The following is a 17,665-nucleotide window of genomic DNA, read 5'->3' as shown; positions in this document are numbered from 1 at the left end:
TCGGTCACCCCTCGGAACGCGGGTCGACGCTGAGGAACACCACGCCGTCCTCGTCTGAGACGACCCAGTCGCCCGGCCGCACATCGACCTCGAGAAAGCGGATGGGCTCGCCCAGCACGCCGAAGCCGCGCTTCACGGTGGGCACCGGCTGAGAGCCCAGCGCCTTGACGTGCACGTCGGCCTGACCGAGTTCGACGGTGTCACGCACGGCGCCTGCCACCAGGATGCCGGCCCACCCGTTTCGCGCGGCCAGCACGCCGAGATTGCCGCCGACCACCGCGCGACGCAGCGATGCGCCGGCGTCGACGACGAGCACACGCCCTTCGCCGGGCGTGCCGAGCTGCTCTCTGATCAGCGTGTTGTCTTCGTGCACCTGCAGCGTCTGCACACGCCCGAAGACGCGTCGGCGACCGCCGAAGCTGCGCATCTGGGTGACCACGCTGCGCAGCTCGCGATCACCGTCGTCGGCGAGATCTGCGGTGAGCAGGTCGGGAGAGTCGGTCATGGGCGGTTCCTTTCGTCGGCCGTCGGTGACGGCTCGGGCGGTGCGTGTCGTTCGAGGAATTCGTACACGTCTGTGGTGTCGACGCCGGGAAAGACGCCCTGTGGCAGCGCGGCGAGCAGTGAGGCGTGCGGTCGCGTGGCAGGCCAGCACTGATCCTCCCATTTCTCTCGCAGGTGCGCTGGCGGGATGCGACAGCAGTTCTCGTCCGGGCACGTCGAGACGGCACGACTGGCGGTGTTGCCGCCGCGGAACCAACGGGCATGGGTGAAGTCGGTGCCGACCGACACCGACACCCTCCCCTGCGACGAGGCGAGCACGCGAGCGGCGCACCAGAACGTGCCGGTCGGCGTGTCGGTGTACTGAGCGAACGGGCTGAAGTGATCGGTCTCGGCGAAGACGATGCGGCTCGTCCAGTGTCGGCAGCAGGTCTGCCCCTCGATGGCGCCCAGCGAATCGGTGGGAAAGCACACGCTGTCGTTCTCGTAGGCCTTCCAGATCGTGCCGGACTCATGCACTTTCACGAAGTGCACGGGCAGATCGAGAAACTCCGTGGCCAGATTGGTGAACCGATGCGCAGCAGTCTCGTAGCTGACGGCGTAGGCGTCGCGAAAGTCGTCTATGGCCAGGTCTTTGTTCGCCTTCGCGGCCCGCAGTCGTTCGACGCTGCGGGTGCGAGGCATGAGCATCGCACCGGCGAAGTAGTTGCTCTCTACCCGCTGGCGCAGGAACTCCGCGTAGTCCGCAGGAACGGTGTGCCCGAGCACCTTGCTCGACAGCGCCTGCAGCACCGCGGCGCGCGAGTCGCCCGAGCCGATCACCGACTGCGGCAGATAGATGCGGCCGTTGCGCTCGTCCAGCACCGACCGCGTCGACTGCGGCAGGTCGTCGACGTAGTGCAGCGTGACGCCGAGGTGTTCGGCCAGCGCTGCGGTCAGCCGCTGCGGCAGCGGGCCGCCCGCGTAGCCGAGCGTCTCGAGCAGTCCCTCGGCCTCATCATCGATCGATTCGAAGTAGTTGTCGCTGGCCCGCATCGTGGTGCGCAGTTCGGCGTTCACCCTGCGGGCCTCTTCTGGTGTCGCCTGTCGGTCGTCGCGCAGCTGCTCGATCTTGCGATAGAGGCCGACGATCGTGGCCAAGGCGTCGTCTCCCAGTCGAGGCCCCACTCGCACCGCAGGCAGGCCGAGCGATGAGAACCCGACCGACCGCTGTATGCGTTCGAGCTCGATCTCGTGTGATGCCCGTTCGTCGGGCGGCTCATCGCCGCCGATGAGATCGTCGAGGGGAACGGCGAGCACTTCGGCGATGCGCCTGAGCTGGCTGAGCTTCGGCTCTCGGTGTCCGTTCTCGAGCGCTGAGATCTGGCTGGGTGCGCGCTCGATCGCCTGCGCGAGAGACTCCAAGGTGAGCCCTCGCTGTTTTCGTATCGCGCGAATCCGCCGCCCGATGATGAGAGCGTCAACCATCGCCTCATCGCCAAGACGCGCCCCGCGCCGTTGCGTGGTCGTCATGTCTTCATGATGACACAGCCGTTTTCTCCGCAGAACAGAAATATCGCAGAACTTTCCTGCAAATTCGTCCGGATCGTCCGCATCTCTTGTCGCAGAGTAGAACTCACCACAGCACGACCGATCGACTCAACGATGACTCGATCACCCAAGTGACGTGGTTCGGCTCACCGGCCGATGAGGTGGCACACGCACCATGAGATCAAAGGAGATCACCATGACCGAGCAGAACATCCGCCCCGGCGACCAGACACAGACCGCTGAGCACCTGCAGTTCGAGTGGGACAACGACCCGCGCTGGGAGGGCGTGCGCCGCGATTACTCCGCCGAAGACGTGCTGCGCATTCGCGGCGGCATCCGCGAAGAGAGCACACTCGCCCGTCGCGGCGCCGAGAGACTCTGGGAGCTGCTGCACGAAGAGGGCGACGACTGGGTGCGCGCGCTCGGCGCTCTCACCGGCAACCAGGCGGTTCAACAGGTGCGAGCCGGTCTGCGCGCCATCTACCTCTCCGGCTGGCAGGTCGCCGCAGACGCGAACCTCTCGGGCCAGACCTACCCAGATCAGAGTCTGTACCCGGTCAACTCGGTGCCAGCGGTGGTGCGCCGCATCAACAACGCGCTGATGCGCGCCCACCAGGTTGAGTTCGGCGAAGGGGGGCCCGAGGCGGTCACCCGTGACTGGATGGCGCCGATCGTCGCCGACGCCGAGGCGGGCTTCGGCGGCCCGTTGAACGCCTTCGAGCTGCAGTCGGCGATGATCCAGGCCGGAGCGGCGGGCGTGCACTGGGAAGATCAGCTGGCCAGTGAGAAGAAGTGCGGCCACCTCGGCGGCAAGGTGCTCATTCCGACGAAGCAGCACATCCGCACTCTGCAGTCGGCTCGACTCGCGTCCGACGTCGCGGGTGTTCCCACCCTGATCATCGCCCGCACCGATGCGCTGGCGGCAGATCTGCTCACCAGCGACGTCGACGAGCGCGATCGCCAGTACACGACCGGCGAGCGCACCGACGAGGGCTTCTACCGAGTGCGCAACGGCATCGAGCCGGTCATCACCCGCGGTCTGGCCTTCGCCGAGTACGCCGACCTGCTCTGGGTCGAGACCGGAGAGCCCGACATTGAGCTTGCCCGTGAGTTCGCCACGGCGATCCACGAGAAGTTCCCCGGCAAGCTGCTCGCCTACAACTGCTCGCCGTCGTTCAACTGGAAGGCACACCTCTCTGACGAGCAGATCGGCTCGTTCCAGCGTGAGCTCAGCGAGCTGGGCTACAAGTTCCAGTTCATCACGCTGGCCGGCTTCCACGCGCTCAACTACTCGATGTTCGAGCTGGCCAGCGGCTACCGCGACGAGCAGATGACCGCCTACGTGCAGCTGCAAGAGAAAGAGTTCGCCGCCGAGAGCCAGGGGTACACCGCCACCCGGCACCAGCGCGAGGTCGGCACCGGCTACTTCGACCGCATCTCGACGGCGCTCAACCCGGACAGCGCGACCCTCGCGCTGGTGGGCAGCACCGAAGAGGCACAGTTCTGATCTCGTCGGATCGGGGCGCCCCTGCATCGCCGCAGGCCGTGCCCCGACCGGCTCACTCCCGACGCCGCCGTCGCCGCGACGCCGGTCGTCACGTCACACCGCCACGCACCCGCCGATCAACGACGATCGGCCCCGCCACCAGGATTGGAGAATCATGCACACCACCACTGCCGTCCGCCGACCGACCCGACCCGTCGTGCGCGTCGCCGGGCGCATGCACGAACGCTTCGACGAGATTCTCACGCCCGAGGCGCTGGACTTTCTCGCCGCACTGCACCACCGCTTCTCGTCACGTCGCCATGAGCTGCTCGCCAAACGGGCGAAGCGGCTGAAAGACTACTCGCTGGGCACCAACCCCGACTTCCTGCCCGGCACCGCGCACATCCGCGCCGACCGAAGCTGGCGTGTCGTCGGCTCTGCGAATGCGCCCGGTCTGCAGGATCGGCGCGTCGAGATCACGGGGCCGACCGATCGCAAGATGACCGTCAACGCGCTCAACTCCACGGCCAAGGTCTGGCTCGCCGACTTCGAGGATGCCACCAGCCCCACCTGGCAGAACGTGGTCGGCGGCCAGCTGAGCCTCTTCGACGCGATTCGCGGGCAGATCGACTTCACCTCGCCAGAGGGCAAGCAGTACGCCCTGCGAACGAAAGAGCTCGCCGAGCTGCCCACCATCGTGCCTCGCCCGCGCGGCTGGCATCTGCCCGAGAAGCACTTGGTCTTCACCGATGACAGCAACCGCACCGAAGACACGTCGGGCAGCCTCGTCGACTTCGGGCTGTTTTTCTTTCACAACGCGAAAGAGCTCATCGCCCGCGGGCGAGGCCCGTACTTCTACATCCCCAAGCTCGAGAGCCACCTCGAAGCCCGCCTGTGGAACGACGTCTTCACCTTCGCCGAGCACGCACTGGGTCTCGACATCGGCACCATCCGCGCCACCGTGCTGATCGAGACGCTGCCTGCGGCCTTCGAGATCGATGAGATCCTCTACGAGATGCGCGATCACATCACCGGCATCAACGCCGGCCGCTGGGATTACATCTTCAGCGTGATCAAGGTCTTCCGCGAGCGCGGTGCGAAGAACGTGCTGCCTGATCGCTCCTGCATCACGATGGAGGTTCCCTTCACCCGTGCATACGCACAGCTGCTGGTCAAGACCGCACATGCCCGAGGCGCCTACGCCATCGGCGGCATGAGCGCATTCATCCCGAACCGGCGCGATCCGGAGGTCACCGAGCGCGCCTTTCAGCAGGTGTCGGCAGACAAGCGCCGTGAGGCAGAGGCCGGCTATGACGGCACCTGGGTCGCGCATCCCGACCTGATTCCCTACGCACAGGCCGAGTTCGACGCGGTGCTCGGCGAGCGGCCCAACCAGGTCGAACGTCAGCTCGACGACGTCAGCATCGGGCAGAGCGATCTGCTGAACTTCCAGGCGACCCCTGGCGAGGTCACCGAGGCCGGCCTGCGCGACAACGTCTCGGTGGGCATCCGCTACATCGAGTCGTGGCTGCGCGGCGTCGGTGCCGCGGCCCTCGACAACCTGATGGAGGACGCGGCGACCGCCGAGATCTCGCGCACGCAGATCTGGCAGTGGCTGCACTACCAGACCGTCACCGCCGAGGGCAATGCCATCACCCGCGAGCGCGTGCAGCAGATCATCGACGGCGTGGTCTCAGAGCTGCAGCGCTTCGACGGCGACCGGTTCGACGACGCCGTGCAGGTGTTCGCGCAGGTCGCCCTCGACAAGCCGTTCCTGCCTTTTCTCACCACAGAGGCCTACCGACGCTACCTCGCCACCGATGTGGTCACCCCTGAGCCGCTGACCGACGAGGCCGCCGGTCTCGTCGAGCCGCAGCCGGCGAACCGAGGATGACACCATGTCGACGCAGACGCAGACGCAGACGCAGACAGTTCGACGGTCGGGCGATCCGCAGACCGGTCGGGCGCGCACAGCGCACGGCCGGTCTTGGGTCAGCGTCGCCGCCGTGCTCTTCGCAGTCGCCTGGGCCGGCAACGAGTTCACTCCGCTGCTGGTGATGTACCAGATGCACAGCGGCTTCACCGCCCTGCAGGTCAACATCCTCTTCGGCGGCTACGTGCTGGGCATCATCCCGGCTCTGCTGATCGGCGGCCCCATGGCCGACCGCATCGGCCGCCGTCCGGTCATGATCCCAGGCCCGCTGCTGGCCATGGCAGGCAGCCTCGTACTCGCCCTCGGCCCCGAGAGCATGGTGGCGCTGTTCGTCGGTCGTCTGCTCTGCGGGCTCGCGCTCGGTCTGGCGATGGCCGTCGGCAGCACCTGGATCAAGGAGCTCTCGACGGCCCCGTTCGATGCGAACGCCGATGCGGGGGCGGGCGCACGTCGCGCATCCATCACGCTCAGCGTGGGCTTCGGGGCCGGCGCCGCAGTCGCCGGTGCCATCGCGCAGTGGGGGCCAGCGGCCACCATGCTGCCCTACCTCGTCAACGTCGGGCTGCTCATTCCGGTGACTGTGTGGATGATGTGCAAAGGCCCGGAGACGCAGGTGCACGCAGTGCTCTCGACGTCACGCCGCCGCAGCCGCTCGCGCTTCGCGCTGATCGCCGAAGACGGCATCGACCCGGCGGTGCGTCGCCGCTTCCTGCTGATCGTCGCTCCCGCAGCTCCGTGGGTGTTCGGCTGTGCAGCCAGCGCCTACGCGATTCTGCCCACGCAGATGCGCTCGCAGGCTCCCGGCCTTGAGATCGGCTTCAGCGCGCTGATGTGTCTGGTGGGTCTCACCTGCGGCGTCGGTGTGCAGCCGGTGATCAAGCGTCTCGAGCGTCCGGGGTCGGCCCGCACGCTGGTGCTCGGCCTGGTCGTCGCCTGCGCGGGGATGCTGCTGGCCGCGAGCGCACTGGCCACGCAGCAGCTCTGGCTGGGTCTGACCGCCGCGGCCGTGCTGGGCATCGGCTACGGCACGGTTCTGGTGTCTGGTCTGCAGTACGTGCAGCGCATCGCGCCGCCCGGTCGTCTGGCCGCGTTCACCGCCGTGTTCTACAGCCTCACCTACACGGGGTTCTTCATGCCGGCGATCCTCTCGGGCGTCGAGCTGGCATTCAGCGGGGTGCACCACATCTGGATGTTCGCAGTGGGCGCTGCACTGGCGCTGGTCAGTCTCGCGGTGGTCGCAGCGAGCAGCGCAGCACTGCGTGAGCGTCCCAGTGCGGATGCCATGGTCGAGCTCACGCGGGAGGGCGGCTGCACACGGGGTGCTAACGTGCCAGCATGACTCTGCTCACGCTGCTGGCGATCACTGTGATCGCGCTGCTGGGGCCTGTGCTGAGCTGGGTCACCCGATGGCGTGCCCCGGTGCTCGTCGGTCAGATTCTCGGCGGCCTGCTCATCGGCGGCGCCGGCTTGGGATGGGTCGATGCCGGCGACTCGATGTTCACACTGCTGGCCGACTTGGGCTTCGCGCTCACGATGTTCGTCGCCGGCAGCCAGATTCCGGTGCGCAACCCCGAGCTGCGGCCGCTGCTGTTGAAGGGGCTCATCCGAGCGGCAGCCGTGGCCGTGGCCGCTCTGGCGCTGGGCGCGCTCATCAGCCTCACCCTGCACAGTGCGGACTGGCTGATCTATACGGTCGTACTCGGGTCTTCTTCGGCGGCGCTGGCGCTGCCCGCGATGGCTCAGGCCCGGCTGACCGGCCCGGCGGTGACCGCCACGATGGCGCAGATCGCCGTCGCCGACGTGGCGTCGATCGTGCTGCTGCCTCTGGTCATGGACACCGGCCGCGCCCTGCTGACCATCGTCGGCGCACTGGCACTCTGCGCTCTGACCGCCGGGGTCGTTCTCGCGCTGCGCATGATGCGACGCCGCGGCATGCTGAGCGAGGCGCACCGGGTCAGTCGCCGCGAGCATTTGGCGCTCGAGCTGCGCATCTCACTCGTGCTGCTGCTCGCGTTCGCCGTACTCGCCTCGCAGACAGCGGTGTCGATCATGCTCGCCGGGTTCGCTGCAGGGGTCGCGGTCTCGGCGATCGGAGAGCCTCGACGACTGGCGAAGCAGGTCTTCGCCCTCAGCGAGGGCTTCTTCTCACCCCTGTTCTACGTCTGGCTCGGCGCGTCGCTGTCGCTGGGCGACCTGTGGAGCAGTCCGCGGCACGTTCTGCTGGGCCTCGCACTGGGCTTCGGCGGCCTGGCCGTGCACGCGGTCAGCGCGCTGACCGGGCAGCCCGCCTCACTGGCGCTGCTCGGCGGCGCACAGCTGGGCGTGCCGATCGCTGCGGCCACCATCGGCATGCAGACCGGTGCGCTGAACAGCGGTGACGCCGCAGCGCTCGTCTTCGGCGCGCTCATCAGCGTCGTGTCGCTGTCGGCGACGGTTCCTCTCGCAGCGAGACGTTTCGCCACGCAGCGCTGATCCGCTGCCGCCGCGGGCGAATCGACTAGGGTATGTGCATGCTCACTGACCCTCATCCGTCAGAGCCCACCGGCTCATCCCCCGCCGACAGCGATGCGACGTCGCCAGAAGATCACATCACGCTGCGCTTCATGGCCCTGCCTCAAGAGGTCTCGAAGACCGGCACCTCAATCGCCGAGGGCCGCGTCCTCGAATGGATCGATCGTGCGGGCTACGCCTGCGCCGTCGGATGGAGCTCGTCGTACTGCGTGACCGCGTACGTCGGCAACGTCCACTTCAACAGTCCGATCGCCCCGGGCAGCATCATCGCTGCGCATGCCCGCATCATCCACACCGGCCGCACCAGCATGCACGTGCTCGTGCGCGTCGAATCGGCCGACGTGCGCACTCGCGCCTACCAGCCGGCCTGCGACTGCATCCTGATCTTCGTCGCCGTCGACGAGAACGGCACGCCGGCGCAGGTTCCGCAGTGGAGCCCGCAGACCGACACCGAACGCCAGCTGCACGAGGCGGCCATCGAGCGCATCGAGCCCCGCCGCCGCATCCGCCAGTCGATGGCCTCGCAGGCATACACCACTTACGGCACCGCACCAGAGACGGTCTTCCGTTTCTTGGCCGCGCCGCAGCATGCCAACTGGGGCGGCAAGACCCACGGTGGCACGGTGATGCGCTGGATCGGCGAAGCGGCGAACACCTGCGCGAGCAGCTGGGCCAAACACGACGTGGTCGGCGTCTACTCGGGCGGCATCCACTTCATCAACCCGATTCCGATCGGCAACATCGTCGAGATCCGCTCGCGCCTGCTGCTGACGACGCCGCACAGCATCCACGTCAGCACCCAGGTGCGCACGGCAGACCCGAAGCGGCCCAACGACCTGCGCCTGACGACTCGATGCATGACCGTGCTGGTCGTCGTCGGCGAAGACGGGCACGCCACCGACGTGCCGCAGTGGGAGCCGGTCAGCGACGAGGATCGCCACCTGCGCTCACACGCTCGCGAGCTCATCCAGATGCGTCACGAGATGCATCCGGTGCCGCTCGAACTGCCCGGCATCTGATCGATCGGCCGCTGGCCGACCGACGCGCGACCTAGCCGAGCAGACCGGTCGACAGCAGCCAGGGGCCGGCCAGCTGCCAGCCGACGAACGCGCAGGTGTCGAGCAGAAAGTGGGCCACCACCAGCGGGGCCACTCCGCCCCACCGTCGGGCCGCCCAGAGAAAGACCACGCCCATCACCGCGTTGCCGACGAACGGGCCGATGCCCTGATACAGGTGGTACGAGCCGCGCAGCAGGGCGGCAGCGACGAAGACGGCCGGCCATCCCCACGCGATCTCGCGCAGGCGGATCGCCAGCCAGCCCGAGACGATGGTCTCTTCGAGCACGGCGGCCTCGACGGCTGCGAGCAGCAGCACCGGGATGCTCCACCAATGCGCATCGAGCGCTGCGGGGACGACGTTCGCGGTCAGCCCGAGCAGCCGCCCGACGGCGTAGAGCGCGAGGCCGGGCAGCCCGATCACCGCCGCCAGCAGACAGCCGCGGCCCCATGCGCGCCTGCTCCAGAGGTCGTGCAGACCGAGTCTGGCCGCGCCTGCTGCGAAGCCGGCGCCGGTGAAGCCCGCGCCGGAGCATCGGTCGGCAGGCTCCGACGACCGAGCCGCCAGCAGCCACAGCACCAGGAGCACCGGCACCAGGCCGAAGCCGATCTGCGCCAGCTGGATCAGCAGATCGAGCCAGGGCTGCGACGCCTGACTGGCGTTCAGCGTGCTCGTCTGCGCACCGAGGCCACCCTCGGCCGTCAGCTTGCGCAGCAGCGAGAGCACGGCGAACACCGCCGACTGGCCGAGGGTGAGCCCGAGCACGATCCAGACCTCGGCGCGCACGCGCGGCCGGGCCCAGGCCGGCGTCACCTCGGTCTGCGGCCAGCGGAAGCTTTGGGTCATAGCAGCACCCTACTCGTCGGCCTCTCTGCGGTATCGTGGAACCCGTCGCCGGCAGAGAGGCAGTCATGATCACAGAGCGCGAGACGCATTCCGTCTTCTTCGTGTCGGACGGCACCGGCATCACGGCCGAGACCCTCGGCAACACACTGCTGACGCAGTTTCCGAACGACAGCTTCATCCGCGCCACGATCCCGTTCGTGAACACCGTCGAATACGCGCGCACCGTGGTGCGCCACATCGACTCGCTCTCGAAGACGCAGCCCATTCCCCTCGTCTTCTCGACCGTGGTCTCAGACGAGATCCGTGAGGTGTTCACCGCCTCGGGGGCTCTGGTCATCGATCTGCTCGGCGAGGCGACCAAGCGTCTCGAGCAGACGCTGCACACTGAGGCCAGTCACTCGCCCGGCCGCGCGCACGGTCAGGGCGACCTCGAGCGATACAACGCCCGCATGCATGCCGTGGAGTTCGCGATCGAACACGACGACGGCCAGAGTCTGCGTGCGCTGGATCGCAGCGACATCATCCTCATCGCCCCGTCACGCTGCGGCAAGACGCCGACGACCATGTATCTGGCGCTTCAGCACGGCGTGCTGGTCGCCAACTACCCGCTCATCCACGAAGACTTCGGCTCGACCGAACTCCCGGCGCCGATCGCTCCCCTGGCCGACAAGTGCTTCGGGCTGCTCTCGACTCCCCAGCGGCTGAGCGAGGTGCGCTCGCAGCGCCGCCCCGACTCACGCTATGCGTCGCTCGACCAGTGCCGCTACGAGCTGCGCAACGCCGAAGAGATGTACCGGCGTCACAACATTCCCTTCGTCAACTCGGCGAGCAAGTCGATCGAAGAGATGTCGTCTGTGATTCTGCACAGCATGAGCCTGCGCAAGTGACCTGTGCGACCGTGTCACCACGCGGAAACATATCGTGACTATACTTTTTTGCAGGGTGACGATGATGATCCATCGACACCACTACCTCTGAAGGAGACCAGTGTCAGAAAACGTCCTGTGGTTCACCGAGGCCGGCCTCGATGACATCGACAAAGTCGGCGGCAAGAACGCTTCGTTGGGTGAGCTGATTCAGAACCTCTCATCGGCAGGCGTCAACGTTCCCGAGGGTTTCGCCACGACCTCGGCTGCGTTCCACACCTTCCTCGACGAGTCGGGTGTGCGTGACTACATCTTCAAGACCCTTGCCGATCTCGATGCGGATGACGTGGTTGCCCTGGCTGCGGCCGGCAAAGACATCCGTGCGAAGGTTCGCGACACGCCGTTCCCCTCGGCACTCGAGGCCGACATCCGCAGCGCCTTCGACACGCTGACCGGATCATACGACGATCCCACGGCCGTCTCGTTCGCCGTGCGCTCTTCTGCCACCGCAGAGGATCTGCCCGACGCCTCGTTCGCCGGTCAGCAGGAGACCTTTCTGAACGTGCGTGGCATCGACCACATTCTGGCCGCCATCAAAGAGGTGTTCGCGTCGCTCTACAACGACCGCGCGATCGCCTACCGCGTGCACAACGACTACAGCCATGAAGACGTCGCGCTGTCGGCGGGCATCCAGCGAATGGTGCGCTCCGACATCGGCGCCTCCGGTGTGATGTTCACTCTCGACACTGAGTCGGGCTTCGACGACGCGGTGTTCATCACCAGCGCGTTCGGCCTCGGCGAGGGCGTCGTGCAGGGTGCCGTCAACCCCGACGAGTTCTACGTGTACAAGCCGGCGCTGCGTGCCGGCCGACCGGCCATTCTCAAGCGCTCTGTCGGCGGCAAGGCGCTGAAGATGATCTACACCGACGACCAGACCGTCGGTCGCAGCACCGAGTTCGTCGACGTCGCCGAGCCAGACCGTCTCAGGCTCAGCCTGACCGACGACGAGGTGCAGGAGCTGGCCCGGCATGCACTGGCCATCGAAGAGCACTATGGGCGCCCGATGGATATCGAGTGGGGCAAAGACGGGGTCGACGGCCGCATCTACGTGCTGCAGGCCCGGCCTGAGACGGTGCGCTCGCGCGACGACTCATCGGCACTCGAGCGCTTCAGCATCGGCGAAGAGGGCAAGGGCGACGTGCTGATCGAGGGTCGTGCCATCGGTCAGCGCATCGGCGCCGGGCCGGTGCGCGTCATGCACTCGCTCGATCAGATGGTCGACTTCGTCGAGGGCGAAGTGCTCGTCGCAGACATCACCGACCCTGACTGGGAGCCGATCATGAAGCGCGCCAGCGCCATCGTGACGAACCGCGGCGGGCGCACCTGCCACGCCGCGATCATCGCGCGCGAGCTCGGCATCCCCGCTGTCGTCGGCACCGGCGACGCCACGCACGCCCTCGCCGACGGCAGATCGGTCACCGTCTCCTGCGCCGAGGGCGAGACCGGATTCGTCTACGACGGCATCGCCGACTTCGAGCTCAAGCGCACAGAACTCGATCACATGCCTGAGATCCCGGTCAAGGTCATGATGAACGTCGGCACGCCTGATCAGGCCTTCAGCTTCGCGAAGCTGCCGAACGCCGGAGTCGGTCTCGCCCGACTCGAATTCATCGTCAACCGCCAGGTGGGCATCCACCCGCGCGCGCTGCTGGAACTGGACGACCAGGAGCCCGCGCTCAAAGCCGAGATCGAGAAGCGCATCGCGGCATACGAGAGCCCCACCGACTACTTCGTCAAACGCGTGGCCGAGGGCGTCTCGATGATCGCTGCGGCGTTCGCCCCCAAGCCCGTGGTCGTGCGCATGAGCGACTTCAAGTCGAACGAATACGCCAACCTGGTCGGCGGAGCGCGCTACGAACCCCATGAAGAGAACCCGATGCTCGGCTGGCGCGGTGCCTCGCGCTATGTCTCGCCTGACTTCCGGGCCTGCTTCGAACTCGAGTGCCGGGCCATGAAGTTCGTGCGCGACGAGATCGGGCTCACCAACGTGAAGCTGATGGTGCCGTTCGTGCGCACGGTCGAAGAGGCCAGAAACGTCATCGAGCTGATGGAGCACAACGGGCTGAAGCGCGGCGAGAACGGCCTCGAGATCTACATGATGTGCGAGATCCCGAGCAATGCGCTGCTCGCCGACGAGTTCCTCGAGTACTTCGACGGCTTCTCGATCGGTTCGAACGACATGACGCAGCTGTCGCTCGGCCTCGACCGTGACTCGTCACTGGTCGCCGACGAGTTCGACGAGCGCAACCCGGCGGTCAAGAAGCTGCTGGCAATGGCGATCGAGCACTGCAATGCAGCCGGCAAGTACGTCGGCATCTGCGGTCAGGGCCCGAGCGATCACCCGGATCTTGCCGAGTGGCTGCTTGATCAGCACATCGTTTCGATGTCGCTGAACCCCGATACGGTCGTCGACACGTGGCTGCGTCTGGCCGAACACCAGAAGTGATCATGTGCCCGGTGTCGTGCTGAGCGTCAGGCTCGTCACGACACCGGAGCAGAAGGGCCGGCGCACTTCGTGCGCCGGCCCTTCTGCATCTGTGCGGGACGTCTGTTCGATCAGCTGTTCCACAGACCGAACGACGCGGCGAGGCGGCTGATCTTCTTCGCACGAGACAGTCGCGGCAGGTAGCTGCCGTCAGCTCCCCCATCGCCCTGTGCGTCTTTGTCGAGCAGGTCGCGCGCCCAAGCGATCTCAGACTGCGTGGGTGCGAGGTGATCGTTGATCTGGGCCGTCTGATGCGGCTTGAGCACCAGTTTGCCGGTCATGCCCATCTCAGCCGTGACCTGGCAGGCCGCCGTGATCACGGCGGGGTCGTCGCTGAGCACAGGCCCGTCGATGGGCCCGGGCAGCTCGCCGACGCGCGAAGCCACCACAAGACGTGAGCGTGCGTACGCGAGTGCCAAGGCGGTGTTGCCCGCCCCGGTGTCTCGCCGAAAGTCGCCCACGCCGAAGGCGAGCCGAAAGGTTCCCGGGGCCTTTGCGATGAACGGCGCGTTCTCGACGCCCAGGCCGCTCTCGAGCAGCGCCACCACCGGTGTGCCCGGGTTGAGACCCTGCCCGGTGAGTGCGACCTGCTCAGCGGTCTCGGTCTTGGCAAGCATGACGCCGCGCAGTCCCTCGGCGCCACGCAGCGCGTCGAGGTCACGGTGCCACAGCTCGCTGCCTGCCGGGTTGATGCGCACCCACGCGCTCATCCCGTTGTTCAGTGCGTCGGCTGCCAGTGCGCGAGCGGCGTCTTTGCCCTCGTCTGGAATGCCGTCTTCGATGTCGAAGACGACGGAGTCTGCCTCACTCGCCAGTGCGTCGAGCAGCGACTGCTCGTCATGTGGCGGCGCGAGAAGCCAGCTTCGCGAGAGTTTGGCCGGAAGATTTGCCGCACGTTCGTTTCGAATGCCCATACCAGCCATGCTAGTCATGCGCCGACGTTTTGGCGTGTCTCACCGAGTTCCGACGCAGCGACATATACGACTCGGAGCATACGCACCTCGATTCGTCGGCTCAGGCGCTGACCGACCCGTGCACGATCGGAATCTCGCTCGTCACCACGGGGATCGACGTCGTGAGCAGCGTGCCGTCCTCACGCCGGAAGCCCTCGAGCTGATCGATGTCCGGCTCGCCCTCGATGATCGGCCCCTGGCCGTCGAGCACCACCGAGACCGGCTCACCGGCTCGCACCACGAAACGCTGTGCCCGCACCCAGAAGGTCAGCTGCGTTCCCTCCTCGACCTCGGCGAAGAACGTGTCTCGCGTGACGGTGAAGCGCACCCGTGTGCCGGCCTGCGCCAGCGGGAACGAGAGCTCCTGCCACCCGGCAGGCAGCCGAGGGTCGAAGCGCAGCACGCCGCCGACGTCGCGCAGACCGCCGAAGCCGCTGACGATGGTGCTCCAGATGCCTCCGGCGGATGCGATGTGGGCACCGTCCTCCGTGTTGCGGTGCAGGTTGTCGAGGTCGGTGAACAGCGAGCACATGAAGTGGTCGTAGGCGAGCTCCTGGTAGCCGACCTCGGCGGCGACGATCGACTGCACGCCTGCAGAGAGTGTGGAGTCTCCGGTGGTCAGCGGCTCGTAGTACTCGAAGTCTGCGCGCTTCTCGGCGTCGCTGAACAGATCGCTGCGCAGGTAGAGGGCGAGTACGACGTCTGCCTGTTTGACCACCTGGAACCGATAAATCACCAGCGGATGAAAGTGCAGCAGCAGCGGTCGCTGCTCGGGCGGGGTGTTCTCGACGTCCCAGATCTCGCGATTGAGAAACTGCTCGTCTTGAGGGTGGATGCCGAAGTGCTCGTCGAAGGGCAGCTCCATACGATCGGCGATCAGCTCCCAACGGCGGATCTCGTCGTCGGTGACGGCGAGCCGTTCGCGAGCGCGCAGCGCGTCGTCAGGGCGCAGCTGGGAGATCTGCTCAAGCGCGCTCACCGCATAGCGCAGATTGAACTGCGCCATGGCGTTCGTGAACAGGTTGTTGTTGACGACGGTGGTGTACTCGTCAGGCCCTGTGACGCCATGGATGTTGAAGCTGCGCTCTCCGTTCTTCCCTCGCCAGAACCCCAGCGAAGCCCACATGCGCGCGGTCTCGACCACCACGTCGATCGCCTCGCGTGCGAGAAACTCGTAGTCGCTCGTCGCCCCCATGTACTTCGCGATTGCATAGGTGATGTCGGCATCGAGGTGATACTGCGCGGTGCCTGCGGCGTAGTAGGCCGATGACTCCTCGCCGTTGATGGTGCGCCACGGAAAGAGCGCCCCTTCGACGCCGAGCTGCTCGGCGCGCTGTCGGGCCTGTGGCAGCATCTGCACGCGAAAACGCAGGGCGTTGCGGGCGACGTCAGGGTTGGTATACGAGAGAAACGGCAGCACGAACACCTCTGTGTCCCAGAAGTAATGGCCGCTGTATCCCGACCCGGTGAGGCCTTTGGCCGGCACACCCCATCCTTCGGCACGTGCAGAGGCCTGAATGAGCTGGAAGAGATTCCAGCGCACCGCCTGCTGGATCACCGGCTGCCCAGGAATGCGCACGTCTGACCGCTCCCAGAACGCGTCGAGCCAGCGTCGCTGCTGCCGACGCAGCCCGTCGGCCCCGTACTCGTGTGCCCGTGACAGGCTGCGCACGCAGCGATCGACGAGCTCCTGCACGGGATACCCGTTCGACGTGTGATACGTCACGAACTTGGTCACCGTCGTGGGCACTCCCTCGCGCGCATCCACCTCGAACACGTTGCGGGCGAGGTCGTCGGTGATGGTGTGCGAACTTCGATACGCGTTGCGCGTCTCGATGAGGTGATCGGCTGCCACCGCGATCGTCTGGCCTGATTCGGCCACGCGGTAGCCGAGCACGCTGCGCTGATCGTTCTGCATGCGATAGCGCGGCAGGAACACTCGGTGCTCGAACTGCTTCGCCTTGCGCGGCTCGATCCCTTTGCCCAGCGCATGCTGGCGCACGCCGAAGTCGTCTTCGCCATCCTGCCGATTCATGATCTGACACGAGATCGCGATGGGGGCATCCCCTTCGAGCATCGTCACTGTGAGGGTTAGCAGCGCCAGGTGACGCTGCGTGAACGAGACCAGACGCGACGATGTGATGCGCACTCGTTTGCCGGCCGGGGTTCGCCAGACCACATCGCGGGTGAGCTGCCCGGTGCGAAAGTCAAGACGACGGTGGTAGTCGACGATCTCGGCCTTGTCCGGTATGAACGGCTCATCGTCGACGTAGACGCGAATCGGCCGCGCGTCGGGAGCGTTGATCATGCTCTGCCCGACCTTGGCGAATCCGAAGGCCTCTTCGGCGTGACGAATCTCCCAGGTCTCGTGCAGCCCGCTCACATACGTGCCCTGCTCGTAGCTGGAGCGTCCCTCTGAGAAGTTGCCGCGAAAGCCGATGTATCCGTTCGACACGGCGAACAGCGTCTCGGTGATGCCGATGTCGTCAACGTTGAAGCGATCTTCGCGCAGCCCCCACTCGTCGATGCGAAATCGCGTTCGGTCGATGTCGGTCGGGCTCCACTCGCGCCCCAACGCGAGACGTCCGGATGTCGTCATGCGTGCTTCCTCTCGCCCGTTTCACTCTGTTCTGCGGATGACTCGGCTGATGTTGGCAGTTCGTCATCGGTCTCGATGAGCTCGGCGAGATCAGTGACGACCACGTCCGCGCCGTGCTCGCGAAGCGCGGCGGCACCGGCTCCGCGGTCGACACCGACCACGAGGCCGAACCCGCCGGCACGCCCCGAGGCCACTCCCGAGAGCGCATCCTCGACGACGACGGCATGACGCGGATCGACCTGCAGACGACGTGCGGCCTCGAGATACGTGTCGGGGGCGGGCTTGCCGGCGAGCCCGCGCTCAGCCGCGTAGGCGCCGTCGACGATCACCGAAAAACGCTGCAGCAGCCCCGCGGCCTCGAGCACACGTCGGGCGTTGCGCGAACTGGAGACCACGGCGACGGAAGTGCCCCGGCGCTGCAACGCGTCGAGCAGTGCCCTCGACCCCGGATAGGCTTCGACGCCGTCACGGGCGAGCACCTCGGTGAAGAGCTCGTTCTTGAGATTGCCCAGTGCACAGACCGTGCTGAACCCCGGAGCGTCGGTTGGCGCACCCTCGTCGAGGGTCACCCCTCGAGAAGCGAGCACCGCCGCCACCCCGGCATAGCGTGGGCGCCCGTCGACGAACCGAAGATAGTCGTCTGTCGTGTAAGGGCGTTCGACGCCGAAGTGTGCGAACGCGCGCTCGAAGAGCTGACTCCAGGCACGCTCGTGCACCAGCGCCGTCGGCGTCAGCACGCCGTCAAGGTCGAAGAGCACTGCCTGACACTGTTGATTGGTCGTCACCCTGTCAAGACTAGCGACGTCGCGAGCTCGTTGTGTCGCCGATCATTTCACTCA

At 66.5% G+C, this 17,665-nt stretch carries 13 protein-coding genes; 7 read left to right on the top strand and 6 right to left on the bottom strand.

Annotated elements, in window-relative coordinates; all coding sequences use genetic code 11:
* Positions 1-4: 4 nt before the first annotated feature.
* Both rraA and F8O08_RS06150 read right to left on the bottom strand, forming a co-directional pair.
* Complete coding sequence (gene rraA, locus F8O08_RS06155; RefSeq protein WP_158042847.1) at positions 5-505, bottom strand: ribonuclease E activity regulator RraA; 501 nt, start codon at positions 503-505, stop codon at positions 5-7.
* Positions 502-2,013, bottom strand: coding sequence for a helix-turn-helix domain-containing protein (locus F8O08_RS06150; RefSeq protein WP_158038147.1), 1,512 nt, complete (start codon positions 2,011-2,013; stop codon positions 502-504). Before F8O08_RS06150 ends, rraA begins: the two co-directional genes overlap by 4 nt.
* 214 nt (positions 2,014-2,227) lie before the next feature.
* Between F8O08_RS06150 and aceA the strand changes: the two genes are divergently transcribed.
* The 5 genes from aceA (at position 2,228) to F8O08_RS06125 (ending at position 8,980) form a co-directional block, all read left to right on the top strand.
* Positions 2,228-3,538, top strand: coding sequence for an isocitrate lyase (aceA, locus tag F8O08_RS06145; protein WP_158042846.1), 1,311 nt, complete (start codon positions 2,228-2,230; stop codon positions 3,536-3,538).
* A 154-nt stretch (positions 3,539-3,692) separates the two neighbouring features.
* The gene (gene aceB, locus F8O08_RS06140; protein WP_158042845.1) at positions 3,693-5,411 is read left to right on the top strand and encodes a malate synthase A; all 1,719 of its coding nucleotides are present in this window, start codon (positions 3,693-3,695) and stop codon (positions 5,409-5,411) included.
* 4 nt (positions 5,412-5,415) lie between these two features.
* Complete coding sequence (locus tag F8O08_RS06135) at positions 5,416-6,789, top strand: MFS transporter (RefSeq protein ID WP_158042844.1); 1,374 nt, start codon at positions 5,416-5,418, stop codon at positions 6,787-6,789.
* Positions 6,786-7,922 (top strand): cation:proton antiporter, encoded by a 1,137-nt coding sequence (locus F8O08_RS06130; RefSeq protein WP_158038151.1) that lies wholly within the window; start codon positions 6,786-6,788, stop codon positions 7,920-7,922. Before F8O08_RS06135 ends, F8O08_RS06130 begins: the two co-directional genes overlap by 4 nt.
* A gap of 38 nt (positions 7,923-7,960) precedes the next feature.
* On the top strand, positions 7,961-8,980 hold the full coding sequence (locus F8O08_RS06125) for an acyl-CoA thioesterase (RefSeq protein ID WP_158038152.1): 1,020 nt from the start codon (positions 7,961-7,963) through the stop codon (positions 8,978-8,980).
* 31 nt (positions 8,981-9,011) lie between these two features.
* Here the strand turns inward: F8O08_RS06125 and F8O08_RS06120 are convergent, their stop codons facing one another.
* Entirely contained in the window at positions 9,012-9,863 is an 852-nt protein-coding gene (locus F8O08_RS06120) for a CPBP family intramembrane glutamic endopeptidase (protein ID WP_158038153.1), read from the bottom strand.
* A 65-nt stretch (positions 9,864-9,928) separates the two neighbouring features.
* On the opposite strand from F8O08_RS06120, the gene F8O08_RS06115 reads away from it, so the two are divergent.
* Both F8O08_RS06115 and ppsA read left to right on the top strand, forming a co-directional pair.
* Complete coding sequence (locus F8O08_RS06115; protein ID WP_158038154.1) at positions 9,929-10,750, top strand: pyruvate, water dikinase regulatory protein; 822 nt, start codon at positions 9,929-9,931, stop codon at positions 10,748-10,750.
* 100 nt (positions 10,751-10,850) lie between these two features.
* Positions 10,851-13,235 carry a phosphoenolpyruvate synthase gene (gene ppsA, locus F8O08_RS06110; protein WP_158038155.1) on the top strand — a complete coding sequence of 795 codons (2,385 nt, stop codon included), beginning with the start codon at positions 10,851-10,853 and terminating at the stop codon, positions 13,233-13,235.
* A gap of 110 nt (positions 13,236-13,345) precedes the next feature.
* On the opposite strand, the gene F8O08_RS06105 is transcribed toward ppsA, so the two are convergent.
* From F8O08_RS06105 to F8O08_RS06095, 3 genes are all read right to left on the bottom strand, one after another.
* Positions 13,346-14,188 (bottom strand): HpcH/HpaI aldolase/citrate lyase family protein, encoded by an 843-nt coding sequence (locus tag F8O08_RS06105; protein WP_192497725.1) that lies wholly within the window; start codon positions 14,186-14,188, stop codon positions 13,346-13,348.
* Between the two features lie 100 nt (positions 14,189-14,288).
* Positions 14,289-16,826, bottom strand: a complete 2,538-nt coding sequence (locus F8O08_RS06100; RefSeq protein WP_158038156.1) for a glycoside hydrolase family 65 protein — start codon at positions 16,824-16,826, stop codon at positions 14,289-14,291.
* Complete coding sequence (locus tag F8O08_RS06095) at positions 16,823-17,611, bottom strand: HAD family hydrolase (protein WP_158038157.1); 789 nt, start codon at positions 17,609-17,611, stop codon at positions 16,823-16,825. Before F8O08_RS06095 ends, F8O08_RS06100 begins: the two co-directional genes overlap by 4 nt.
* Between the last annotated feature and the right edge of the window lie 54 nt (positions 17,612-17,665).

The organism is Pseudoclavibacter sp. CFCC 13611, assembly GCF_008831225.1.
Classification (GTDB): domain Bacteria; phylum Actinomycetota; class Actinomycetes; order Actinomycetales; family Microbacteriaceae; genus Pseudoclavibacter_A.
Note: the sequence above shows the minus strand (reverse complement) of the source record. Positions and strands in the feature narration are given on the sequence as shown.